The sequence below is a fragment of the Halobellus rufus genome (genome assembly GCF_000739575.1).
Taxonomy (GTDB): domain Archaea; phylum Halobacteriota; class Halobacteria; order Halobacteriales; family Haloferacaceae; genus Haloquadratum; species Haloquadratum rufum.
Map to the genome: position 1 here is coordinate 1 of NZ_BBJO01000029.1, position 10,789 is coordinate 10,789.

At 59.6% G+C, this 10,789-nt stretch carries 12 protein-coding genes and 1 pseudogene; 6 read left to right on the forward strand and 7 right to left on the reverse strand.

Annotated elements, in window-relative coordinates:
- Both ACP99_RS11855 and ACP99_RS11860 read right to left on the reverse strand, forming a co-directional pair.
- Positions 1-1,400, reverse strand: a 1,400-nt coding sequence (locus ACP99_RS11855; RefSeq protein WP_049986809.1) for a heavy metal translocating P-type ATPase, incomplete at its 3' end; no start/stop codon positions are given.
- Between the two features lie 4 nt (positions 1,401-1,404).
- Positions 1,405-1,620 carry a heavy-metal-associated domain-containing protein gene (locus ACP99_RS11860; RefSeq protein ID WP_049986810.1) on the reverse strand — a complete coding sequence of 72 codons (216 nt, stop codon included), beginning with the start codon at positions 1,618-1,620 and terminating at the stop codon, positions 1,405-1,407.
- Between the two features lie 201 nt (positions 1,621-1,821).
- Between ACP99_RS11860 and ACP99_RS11865 the strand changes: the two genes are divergently transcribed.
- Positions 1,822-2,346 carry an ArsR/SmtB family transcription factor gene (locus ACP99_RS11865; RefSeq protein ID WP_049986811.1) on the forward strand — a complete coding sequence of 175 codons (525 nt, stop codon included), beginning with the start codon at positions 1,822-1,824 and terminating at the stop codon, positions 2,344-2,346.
- Between the two features lie 80 nt (positions 2,347-2,426).
- Here the strand turns inward: ACP99_RS11865 and ACP99_RS11870 are convergent, their stop codons facing one another.
- Both ACP99_RS11870 and ACP99_RS11875 read right to left on the reverse strand, forming a co-directional pair.
- The gene (locus ACP99_RS11870) at positions 2,427-2,714 is read right to left on the reverse strand and encodes an amphi-Trp domain-containing protein (RefSeq protein ID WP_049986819.1); all 288 of its coding nucleotides are present in this window, start codon (positions 2,712-2,714) and stop codon (positions 2,427-2,429) included.
- A 770-nt stretch (positions 2,715-3,484) separates the two neighbouring features.
- On the reverse strand, positions 3,485-3,871 hold the full coding sequence (locus ACP99_RS11875; RefSeq protein ID WP_049986812.1) for an SHOCT domain-containing protein: 387 nt from the start codon (positions 3,869-3,871) through the stop codon (positions 3,485-3,487).
- A gap of 332 nt (positions 3,872-4,203) precedes the next feature.
- Here ACP99_RS11875 and ACP99_RS20965 point away from each other — a divergent pair, with 332 nt between their 5' ends.
- The gene (locus tag ACP99_RS20965; protein WP_231554289.1) at positions 4,204-4,515 is read left to right on the forward strand and encodes a hypothetical protein; all 312 of its coding nucleotides are present in this window, start codon (positions 4,204-4,206) and stop codon (positions 4,513-4,515) included.
- A complete protein-coding gene (locus tag ACP99_RS19320; protein ID WP_081927455.1) occupies positions 4,512-5,198 on the forward strand; it encodes an NAD(P)-dependent oxidoreductase in 687 nt (228 codons plus the stop codon). The genes ACP99_RS20965 and ACP99_RS19320 overlap by 4 nt, the downstream gene beginning before the upstream one ends.
- A gap of 374 nt (positions 5,199-5,572) precedes the next feature.
- Here ACP99_RS19320 and ACP99_RS11895 read toward each other — a convergent pair whose 3' ends face one another.
- Entirely contained in the window at positions 5,573-7,039 is a 1,467-nt protein-coding gene (locus ACP99_RS11895) for an amidohydrolase family protein (protein ID WP_049986815.1), read from the reverse strand.
- A gap of 328 nt (positions 7,040-7,367) precedes the next feature.
- Between ACP99_RS11895 and ACP99_RS11900 the strand changes: the two genes are divergently transcribed.
- Positions 7,368-8,753, forward strand: coding sequence for a permease (locus ACP99_RS11900; protein WP_049986816.1), 1,386 nt, complete (start codon positions 7,368-7,370; stop codon positions 8,751-8,753).
- A 155-nt stretch (positions 8,754-8,908) separates the two neighbouring features.
- Positions 8,909-9,358, forward strand: a complete 450-nt coding sequence (locus ACP99_RS11905; protein ID WP_049986817.1) for a universal stress protein — start codon at positions 8,909-8,911, stop codon at positions 9,356-9,358.
- Between the two features lie 14 nt (positions 9,359-9,372).
- Here the strand turns inward: ACP99_RS11905 and ACP99_RS21325 are convergent, their stop codons facing one another.
- Both ACP99_RS21325 and ACP99_RS11915 read right to left on the reverse strand, forming a co-directional pair.
- The gene (locus ACP99_RS21325) at positions 9,373-9,768 is read right to left on the reverse strand and encodes an SHOCT domain-containing protein (RefSeq protein WP_049986821.1); all 396 of its coding nucleotides are present in this window, start codon (positions 9,766-9,768) and stop codon (positions 9,373-9,375) included.
- Positions 9,769-9,801: 33 nt separating this feature from the next.
- Positions 9,802-10,356, reverse strand: a pseudogene (locus tag ACP99_RS11915) (DoxX family protein); the annotation flags it as partial.
- 114 nt (positions 10,357-10,470) lie between these two features.
- Here ACP99_RS11915 and ACP99_RS11920 point away from each other — a divergent pair.
- Positions 10,471-10,789, forward strand: a 319-nt coding sequence (locus ACP99_RS11920; protein ID WP_049986818.1) for an ArsR/SmtB family transcription factor, incomplete at its 3' end; no start/stop codon positions are given.

A 10,789-nucleotide genomic window follows, 5' to 3' on the forward strand; every position in this document is an offset into this window, starting at 1 on the left:
CGGAGCTCGTCCCGCATCGCAATCGCGCCGATGATGTCCCCGTCCCGAACGACGTGGACGACTGTCTCGCCGCGCCCCTCACGCTCGCGGACGTAGTCGGCGACCCGGCTGGGGACGTCAATGTCGCGGTCGGCCAGCAGTGCGCGGTTGCCGACAACAACTTCCTGGCCATCGGCGAGGGCGATGACGCCCTTGCCAGCGACTACGTCGAAGTCATCCGGATCGGGGACCGACTGGCGCCCCGCGTCCGTATCGTCCGCTTGGGCGACCGTCGTTCCGCCGTCCGTCGCGGCGGTCGGATCCTCGCGGGCCGCGTCGACGATGGCGTCAGCGAGGTGGTGTTCGCTCTTCTTCTCGGCGGTCGCCGCGAGTGAGAGGACCTCGTCATCAGCAACGCCGAACCCCTCAACATCGGCGACGGTGGTCTCGCCCTTTGTGAGGGTGCCGGTCTTGTCGAAGGCGACAAGGTCGATCTTGCCGGCGCGTTCGAGGTGTTCGCCGCCCTTCATCAGCACGCCAGACCGAGCGGCGTTGCCGATGGCCGAGACGATGCTGACCGGTGGCCCGATGACCAGCGCGCCGGGACAGCCGATGACCAACAGGGTCAGCGACAGGATCGCGTTCTGCGTGACGGCGTACGCACCGATAGCGAGCACGATGACGGCCGGCGTGTAATACTTCGCGAACCGGTCAATGAGACTCTCGGTCGGCGACTGAGCCTCTTGGGCCTCCTCGACACGGCGGATGATCCGTTCGAGCGTCGTATCCGAGCCCGCACCCGTCGTTCGGATCTCCAGTGCGCCTTCTTGATTGACCGTCCCGGCGTAGACCTCGTCGCCGTCGGCCTTGTGGACGGGCGCGCTCTCGCCGGTGACTGGTGCTTGGTTGACGGCGCTCTCGCCGTCGACGACGGTGCCGTCAACCGGAATCTTCCCGCCTGGCTTTACGACGACGACTTCGCTCTCTTCGACCTCGCGGGCGGGGACTTCTTGGAGTTCCCCGTCGCGACGGACAGTCGCCGTGTCGGGCGTCATCTCCAGCAGCTCCTGGAGGGCAGTCCGGGTCTTCCGCATCGTCCGTCCCTCGAGGTAGCTGCCGAGGCTGAACAGGAAGACGACGGCGGCGGCCTCCCAGTACTCCCCGATGATGATGGCCCCGATGGCGGCCAGCGTCACCAGCGTCTTGATGCCGAGCGTCCGGTTGGTGACCTCGTGGTAGGCGGTCTTGGCGATGTCGTAGCCACCCACGATCGTCGCGAGGACGAGGATGGCGGCGCTTGCCATCTCGAAACTCGTGAGGTAGCCCAGACTCCAGCCACCGCCGTAGAGCAGGCCGCTCGTTGCCGTGACGATGGCCTTCCGGTGTTTCCGGTAGTACTGCGTGATCGATTGTTTGTTCATGGTGTTAGGCGGGCTGGGGCGTGTACCCCTGGTTTTCGATGGTCTCTGCGAAGACGTCGGGGTCCGCGACGTTGTCGTCGTACTCGATTTCGACGCGGCCGGTCGCGTAGTGGACTTCGACGTGCTGGACGCCGTCGACGTTCGACAGGGCGCGTTCGACGGTGCTCGCGCAGGTCGGGCAATCGAAGTCGAGGACGCGGAATTGGGTTGTGTCGCTCATTACAGTTTGAGGTAGTGCCCATACCCCAATAAGTATTTTTTAGATGATATGTTTGAATTCGGAGACGGGTCGTTGGAACAGTCAAACAGGTCGTCTAGGGCTTTTGCTATCGTGGGTCTATTCTGTACTCGATTCCTCGACAGACACCTACCCGACTCCTGCCCCGCTACCTTTTCCCGCGTGCTCGCGCTCAGTTCTCGTATGAGTGATTTCGATACTGACCACCGTCTCGACGACATCGCGGTGCGAGACACTCGGGTTTCGGATGCCATCGACGAGCCGATGCGGGCGATGATCCTCGATATTCTGGCCGAGGAGGCCCTGACCGCGACCGAGGTCCACGAACGCCTTGACGATCGCGGCGTCGACCGGACGGAGAACACGGTTCGCCATCACATCAACGAGCTCCGGGACGCCGGCCTCGTCGACGTCGTTCGGTTCGAGGAGGGTCGTGGTGGGACGACGAAGTACTACCACGCAAACACGATCGTTCTCTCGTACTCACTACCAGATTCGGCCGACGCCGCCCTCGAAGAGATGATCGACGCTGTCCAGCCCCAGATCACGGACGCGCTCACTACGCTCACCGACGAGTACGACGACGCTATTAAGGAGATCGTCGCGGATATGCAGCCCTGCGAGCACTGCCGGACCCAGAAGTACGAAACGTATGTGCTTCTGACTGTCCTCCGACGTGCGTTCGTTCGTGCTCACAGAGACTCCTGAGCGAGAAAACTCGGGACTATTGGGATTTCATCAGATACGACACGACACGAAACCACCGGTCGTTGAAGGCTGCGAATTGATCACTCAATTTCTAACTGACTGCTCCCACCGTCCTCCCTATTGTCGTTCTCATCCCATTCGAGTTCGAACTCGATACTCAATTCACCGGGTCCGTCCGTTGGTCCCTCGCGCTCGGCTTTGACCTCGAACGTCGGGCGCGCTGGTGGTTCCATTGTCACGGACTCGGAACCGGATTTGAGTGTGACTGCGTCCCCTTGTTCGAGTTTATCAGCGACGCTACGGAGATACGACGCGATTTCTTCTCGAGTCTGGCCACTCTCTGATTTGAACAGGACTTCTTCAGGCATACTGAACGATACGCTGCCTGTACCGATAAGTGAATCCCCTAAATCACCCTCGCTTGAGCCAGAATCATCATACACCAATGTTATCAACAGAGCTGAAACCAACCTCCGGTCACAGTTCCTCAGGTTGCCGTACCGTTGTCCGTCGGTATCCCTCGTACAGAGCTGGTAATCCGAGGGGGAGTGCGAGGAGTCCAAATCCGAGAAGGGCATACTCATCTGCGTCCTGATGTCGCATGGCGAGGAGCGTCGCGACGATGCGAGAAGCGCAATTACGTAGGCTGTATTACTCCAGACCACGTCATATGAGGAGCAGTACAGCCAGCAGACGAACGTGTAGGAGGGGGCATTCCAGGTCGGTGGATGGAGTTTCGGCCAGAAGAATCGACAGTACGTCGTCCAGCCGAGCATCGCCAGCGTGGGAAGTCCCGCGAGCCATGTCGTCGAGCCGAATGGCGTCCGAGCACCGAATCGTCTGTAGCCAGCAAGGAACAACGCCGGAAATCCGAGGATCCACAGCCAGATGCCGATAGTGTATGACACGGGCCAGTGCTCGATCCGTGGTTGCTCGAAGGGAAGTCGGAGCGATTCCGGCAGCGTCGCCCAAGGGAATGAGGGATCAGGGACTGGACTCGTTACGAATGCGATCAGACAGAGTCCCGTCCCGACGAGTAGTCCGTAGAGGCCCAACGTTGTATATCGGCTGAGCCAGGCCGGGAGCGACGGGTGCACCGTTGTGGTATGGCGATCGGGTGTGCCCGTCATTCCTCGAATCAGTCTTCCTGTGACTCCGTGTCACGTTCGAGCGCTTCCCGTCGCTGTTCGTATTCCTCGTCGGTCAATTCGCCACGAGCGTACGCGAGTCGGAGTTCTTCGAGTGCCTGGTCTGAGTCGCTCTCACTTCCCGTAATTGCCTGGTAGAGGAGGTAGGCACCGCCGACGAGGGTAGCTAAGAAAAGGAGCTGCATGATGATACCGGCGATAAACATCCAGGTTGGTATCGTCCCGTCTCCCCACATATGGCCGCCCCATGTGCCACCCATCATCGGGCCAACTCCCATCATCCCGAAGCCCATGAAGAACATCGGGAAGAGGACGAGCGCACCGATGATAATGAGAACAATCGTGATGAGTCGTGTATCGTCTGTTTTGTCAGGCATAGTTTTCCCTCCGTGAGATCCGTCTCCAGTACTCAATATGGGTTCCCTATTCAATGCGATTGTGTCTTCCCTTCTTGTGGTCTACCTCGGGGATACTTTCGACATCCCAGCTTTGCACCAGTTCTGCGTTCGAATCCAATCTCATTCTGGGAGCCTTCGCGCTGTCACGCTGACTCATCGGGCTGGATCGTGCTAAGAGAAGGGTTCAGTAATGGTCAAACCCCGTGCCGTGGTGCTTTCCTGTCATCATATTTTGGCGGGTAGCAGTTCGATGTAGCCGGTTTCGAATCGTATCCACAAACTCAGTGAATTACCCGCTCGTAGTATCTCATATGAGCACTCCACCCGAGCAAACCGGCGTTCGTGAGATCCCGGAATCCAGTCGGGTATCACCGGGTCTCGATCCACTTCCATTTGCTGTGGCAGCAGCTACGGTCGCAGCTGTGATCATGCTTTTACTCGGCCTCTTCGGGGCGATTGGAGTCTACGAAGGTGGGGTCGAGATGATGGAGCAGTGGCATTTATTCTTCACGCCGACACCCGCTGGGACTATCGCTGGAATCCTTGAAGCCGTGGTCATTACAGGTGTATTCACCTACCTGTTTGCTGAGTTGTATAACCGCTTTACCAGTTCACTCTCATGAAACTCGCTGTATTCGGGGCGACTGGCGGGACAGGACGACGTTTGATAACGCAGGCCCTGGCCGCCGATTATGACGTTCGGGCCCTCACCCGATCCCAGGCTAAACTCCCGCCAGGTGAGCAGATCACAGCTATCGAGGGAAATGTCTTGGATCCAGGGGCAGTCTCTGAAACAGTCGAGAATACAGACGCCGTGGTTTGTCTCCTTGGACGAACGCCGAACAACCCACCGGATGTCGTGTCGCGGGGAACTCGAAACATCATCGAGGCGATGGATGACCGGCCAGTCAGCCGATTACTCGTGTTAACGTCGATGGGTCTCGGTTCGAGCTCTGAAACCGTTCCGTGGTATGTCCGAATTGTAAACGCAACCGCTCTCCACGATCTGATGGCAGACAAGGCCCGGCAAGAAGAACTGGTCATGCAAAGCAACCTCGACTGGACGATCGTACGGCCCGGTGGATTGACGGACACACCGCGAACCGGAGAATACGTTCACGGTGTCGATATTGATGCCAGTGCTCGGCCGATTTCACGGGCTGATGTCGCCGATTTTCTGCTTCAAATCGTTCAAGAGGACCTATACGTTCGAGAGACGCCGATAGTCACCAGCCAAGAGAACGCCGATCTCGGATTTTTCCTGGATCAGATTGCGACGATCGCGAAGCGACTCAAAACTAACTGAGACAACAGCTGTACGAGTCCCGCGACTGATTGCGAAAAAGCGAGTTGCTTCCCGAGCGAATTACCCAAACAGGACATCACGATACTGCCACCCCAGGACAATAACGACCAGAAGTGCCACTACACCCCCGATTAGGAAGCTAAAGCCACTTCCATCATATCCGTAGGGAACCGGCAGGTCGGTGGTCTGATCCAACACCAGCAACACTACAGCGAGGCCGGCGACACCGAGACCAATCACCCGACCGAGTGGGGAATCACTCCGTTTACCGGGCATAGCTGTACATAGCCGGCGTCTCCTTGAAGAGTGTACTGCAAGACCGGCTGCTCCGTCTATCGCGCTGAAGGGTGTGTGGACTGTTCTTTGCCACCCGCTTAGAATGGGAACCGATCACGCACAGATTGAATCGCGAGGCGGGTCAGGAGTCGCGCAGGGCCACGCTTTGGGAGGTCCCGTACTGTCTCGATGCTGGTGGGCGGTTCACTGCCACCTACGTGTAGCTCCCAGCCCGTCTCGTCCACGAAGCGTTCGACAGCCTGGTTTGCTCGCTGTCGCACGTCGTCCGAATCCATCGTCTCGGGTGCGCCGTCCCGAAGAACGATGTCGCCGTCGACGATCACTGTCTCGACGTCGGCCGGGACCGCGTTGTTCACGACGTGTGCGGGAACGTTGGTCAGTGGCGTGAACTTCGGTTTGTCGACGTCGAGGAGGATAATATCCGCGCGCTTTCCCGCTTCGATACTGCCGATCTCGTCGCCCATCCCCAGCGCGCGTGCGCCCTCGATAGTGAGCATTCGTATCAGTTCCATCGAGTCGAACTGCCCAGCTGAACGCTTGAGATTTGCCGCCAGCCGAGCTTGCCGCGCTTCACCGAACATGCTGTACGAGTCGTGCCAGTAGTGGTCGTCAATCCCTACTCCGACGTCGACGCCGGCGGCTCGAAGCTCGGGAACGGGCGTCCACTGCGTCTCCCCGTTCGGATTCCAGTAACAGAAGACGGACGGGCAGTGCGCAACAGCCGCGTCCGCCTCGGCGGTTCGCTGGATGTCCTCTTCGTCGGCGAGGCGGAAGTGAGCAGCGACCAGTCGGTCGTCCAGGAGTCCAACGTCGTCGAGCAATCCCACCGAGTCCTCGCCACCGTTCGCTCGTGCCATCGTGTTACTCTCCTCGAGTTCGAGCAAGTGTGTGTGGACGAGCAGGTCCGGGTACTCTGCGGCGAGGGACGCGGTCCGTTCCCACAGCTGCCTGGTACACGACCAGTCGTCGTGCGGGCAGATCGTCGCCCTGATTCGGCCCTCGTACGTGTCGTGGTACGTTTCGACGAACTCGCGAGCACGGGAGAACTGCTGATCGACTGGTTGGTCCCAGAAGAGGTCCGAGATCGCCGGGCCGAAAAATCCGCGGAGCCCTGCTTCCCCGAACGCCTCTGCACCTGCGGCAGGCCGTGCGTCCATCGAGTTCACGGTCGTGACACCGCCCAGGAGGAAATTGAGCGCTGCGAGCTCGACGCCTGCCTCGACGAGGTACTCGAATTCGCCGTTCCCTAGTCTGTTAAACAAGGCCGTCCCACTCCCGAGCATCTCCGTCAGATCGAGTTCGCTAAACGCACCGATGAGCGGTGTCATCTCCAGGTGCGTGTGGGCGTTCACCAACCCCGGCATCACCAGTTTCCCGTTCCCGTCGATAACGGTGGATGCTTCTAATTCTCCGTCTCCTGCACGTGACGGTCGGACTTCTTCGATACAGCCATCGGTGATGCATACTGTGCCGCGCTCGTACAGGCGGTTCCGCTCGTCGGCTGTGAGAACGAGTGCATCATGGATTGCCAGATCGACAGCCATCGTAAATTAGGAAGTGGATGTGACAGTTACCGTACTGGACAACCGAGCAGGCCGGCGAACGCTGTTCTTCCAGGTGATGTTCCCCTCATTTGGGATATCATCGGTCTCTACTGGTCCCATTTGCCTCTAATACGTCGGCGTGATTTAATCAGATTCCCCTTTTGAATCTGAAGTCGGATTCCGTGGAGCTTGTGGAGGTTTGTAAGGTTTTCCCCTCTTCACGATAGATCATCTATGGCCGACGGTTACGATACCATAGTACAGATACCCTCATAGGCAGCATATTCTAATCAAAACCGCAATAGATGATCCCTACAATGATACACCTATGCAGGCGACGATAATCGACGGAGTTCTTGAATCCCTCCGTATCGGTGTCGGATTTCTCTGGACGGCGGCGTGGGCGATCATCATGGGCCTCACGATTACGAGTCTGGTCCAGGTCTACGTCTCGAAGGAGCGGATGGCACAGGTGCTGGGTGAGGGCGATCTAACTGGACTTACCAAGGCGACTGTGTTCGGAGCAGCAAGCAGTGGCTGTAGTTTCGGCGCCGTCGCCATCGGGAAGGGCCTGTTCAAGAAGGGGGCGCACGCGGTGAACTTCCTCGCGTTCATGTTCGCGTCGACGAATCTCATCGTCGAACTCGGGCTGATGATTCTGATTCTGCTCGGCTGGGAGTTCCTCCTGGCGGAACTGCTGGGCGGCCTCATCCTCATCGCCGTGATGGCGGTGATCGTCCACCTCACGCTCCCCGAGAATCTCTTCGACGAGGTCCGGGAGACGCTCAACGAGCGCGACCGTGAGGCGGGCGTCACCGAAGACCCCACCTGCGGGATGGAAGGCAAAGACGAGTACACGCTCACGACCGACGGTGGGGAGACGCTCAAATTCTGCTCGGAGGGCTGTATGGAGACCTACCGCCAGGAGACGTCGAGTCGCGGCGGGTGGCGTGACGAGTTGCTGTCGTGGGGTGGCTGGTACAAAATCGGGAATCAGTACCGCAAGGAGTGGTCGATGATCTGGAAGGACATCGTCGCTGGCTTCCTCATCTCGGGGTTCGTCATCGTCTTCGTCCCGCAGTGGGTGTGGAACACGCTGTTCATTCAGGGCGACGGCCTGCTCGTGACTGCCGAGAACGCGATTATGGGTGTCACCATAGCCGTCCTCAGTTTCGTTGGCAGTATGGGTAACGTCCCGTTCGCCGTCGCGCTGTGGGGCGGTGGCGTCAGCTTCGCCGGGATCATCGCGTTCGTCTACGCTGACCTCATCACGATTCCCGTGCTGAACGTCTACCGGAAGTACTACGGCTGGAAGATCATGCTGTACATCCTCGGCGTCTTTTTCGTGACGATGGCGTTCACCGGCTTCCTCATGGAGCTGCTGTTCGACGCGCTGGGAATCGTTCCGGATCTGGCGGGCGGCGAGACGGCGACGGAGCAGACGTACTTCAAACTCAACTACACGTTCTATCTCAACCTCATCGCGTTCGCGCTCTCCGGGTTCCTGCTGTATGTTTATCGTCGCGGTCTCGGTGCGCCCGGCCAGTACCGCGACCCCGTCTGTGGGATGCGGACTGACGACAGCGAGCCATCGGCGACGCACGACGGCGAGACGTACTACTTCTGCTCGCAGACCTGCAAGGAGACCTTCGGGGAAAACCCGGACGAATACGCCACCGGGCATCCGATGGTGATGGAGGGGCACGACCACTGACGGACAGCTCGTTGATGGTTCACAGTCTCGATTGAGTACGTCAGTCGTGCTTGGACACATCCGCTGACGCGGCCATACTGAACACGCTACCGTGACTCTTGAGCAGAGAGAATTGGAAGCCGAATTTATGATACCCGCCTTTGAATTCTGACTGAATGTACGACCGAATTCTCCTGTCGACCGATGGAACTGTTGCGTCTGAAGATGCTGAAACGCATGCACTCGAGCTCGCAGCCGCTTACAACGCAGTCCTCCATGTGCTCTACGTCGTTGACGAGGATGTCGTAACTGCGTACAGCGGGGACGAGTACGTCGACGAAGCCGAAGGTCCCGAACACGGTCTCGAAGAACACGGCGAGGAGACGCTTTCCGAACTCCGACGTCGAGCCGCAGAAACCGATGTCGATGTCGAGACGGCAATGCAACATGGCCGCCCCGCTGAGACCATCGTGGACCACGCAGACGACTGTGACGCCGATCTCCTCGTGCTCGGTACCAAACGCCGGCCGGACGAATATCGTGCGTTGCTCGGAAGTGTCACCGACCGCGTCCTTCGGCTGACGACGCGTCCGGCAACCGTCGTGAAAACCGAAGTCAGCGAGTAGGGAACGACCGTCCGTTACCGTCCATCATCTGGTGTGAGACGGGCGCGACGGCGGTCAAACTCCTCGTCGTCGATCTCGCCACGGGCGTACCGCTCTTGGAGGACGGCGAGTGCGCTATCCTCAGCGGGGCCGTTCGATTGCGACCGCGTTCCCAGCCAGTAGATGAAACCGAGGGGGACGGCGACGAGGAGTGCCATCCACAGGAGACCGAACAGCATCATCCCCCAGCCCCAGCTACCCCATCCGGCCATGTGGCCGTCGTTCCACATCCCGTCGTGCCAGCCCCACATCATTGCATCTGGGACAGTCGCGTGTGTTAGCGCCATTCCGGCGACGACGGCCAGAGCCAGCGCTCCGACGACGATGAGTCCCAGAGAACGAATCCCGCGTGCTTGAATTGGATTTTGCATTGTTGTACTCCCAAAGGTCTCGGCGTGGTTAGCGAGGATGTATTCGAGGGCGGGGTAGCGCTCGACGAGCGTCTCGCCGCCGACGTCGTAGTTCTCGATGTACTGGTCGAGGCCCAGGATGCGGCCCGCGGCGAACGCGGCGACCGCGAGGAACACGAGCATGTACGCGAAGTCCCCGTTGATGAACCCGTGACCCATGTCCCAGTTCCCGAAGTAGAACATGAGCATCATGAGCGCGCCGAAGAACGCCGCGAGGCGGACGAACGCGCCGACGAGCAGGCCGAGGCCGATGAACAGCTCGCCCCACGGCACGGCGACGTTCGCGAACTCGACGAACCACGGCGTGCTACCCATCCACGCGAACATGCCCGCGAGCGGGTTGCCGTTCGTCGCCGCGACGTTCGACAGGTAGCCGCCGGCGGCGAACTCGCCGGTGATCTTCGTGAACCCGGAGTACGCGAACGCGTAGCCCATCATGAGGCGGAGCGCGAGTACGAACCACGCGCTGAGGCTGTGGACTTTCCCGCCGACGGTCAGGCCGCCGACTCTGCTCTCGAGCTGGTTCATGCCGGAGTCGAGTGTGGACATAATTATTGCACCTTCAACTATCAGTAGGCGGAGTAAGACGATATAATAGCGAGCCGGCGTTCTGAGTCAGAAAACCGGGGGGCTATATTACGCTCCTGTCGCGAGTACGGACGTGTGACTGAGGAGGCCGACCCGTCGGACATCTTCGCCACGCTTGACGACGAGTATGCCCGGGACATCCTCGTGGCGACGAAGACCGACCGACTGTCCGCGAAAGAACTCAGCGAGGAATGCGACATGTCACGGCCGACCGTCTCACGCCGTGTCACGCGCCTCGTCGAGCAGGGCCTCCTCGAGGAGTACACGCACGTTGACCCCGACGGACGGCACTACAGTGAGTACGAGGCGCGCCTCGAACGCGTCGAAGTCCTCCTGCAGGCCAAGGGCTTCGACGTCCAGATCGATGTCCGGCCGGACCCCGCCGACCGGATTA

Excerpts from the sequence above, each read along its gene's own strand:
- ACP99_RS11860 (WP_049986810.1), bottom strand. The coding sequence starts at position 1,620 with ATGAGCGACACAACCCAATTCCGCGTCCTCGACTTCGATTGCCCGACC.
- ACP99_RS11865 (WP_049986811.1), top strand. The coding sequence starts at position 1,822 with ATGAGTGATTTCGATACTGACCACCGTCTCGACGACATCGCGGTGCGA.
- ACP99_RS11870 (WP_049986819.1), bottom strand. The coding sequence starts at position 2,714 with ATGCCTGAAGAAGTCCTGTTCAAATCAGAGAGTGGCCAGACTCGAGAA.
- ACP99_RS11875 (WP_049986812.1), bottom strand. The coding sequence starts at position 3,871 with ATGCCTGACAAAACAGACGATACACGACTCATCACGATTGTTCTCATT.
- ACP99_RS20965 (WP_231554289.1), top strand. The coding sequence starts at position 4,204 with ATGAGCACTCCACCCGAGCAAACCGGCGTTCGTGAGATCCCGGAATCC.
- ACP99_RS19320 (WP_081927455.1), top strand. The coding sequence starts at position 4,512 with ATGAAACTCGCTGTATTCGGGGCGACTGGCGGGACAGGACGACGTTTG.
- ACP99_RS11895 (WP_049986815.1), bottom strand. The coding sequence starts at position 7,039 with ATGGCTGTCGATCTGGCAATCCATGATGCACTCGTTCTCACAGCCGAC.
- ACP99_RS11900 (WP_049986816.1), top strand. The coding sequence starts at position 7,368 with ATGCAGGCGACGATAATCGACGGAGTTCTTGAATCCCTCCGTATCGGT.
- ACP99_RS11905 (WP_049986817.1), top strand. The coding sequence starts at position 8,909 with ATGTACGACCGAATTCTCCTGTCGACCGATGGAACTGTTGCGTCTGAA.
- ACP99_RS21325 (WP_049986821.1), bottom strand. The coding sequence starts at position 9,768 with ATGCAAAATCCAATTCAAGCACGCGGGATTCGTTCTCTGGGACTCATC.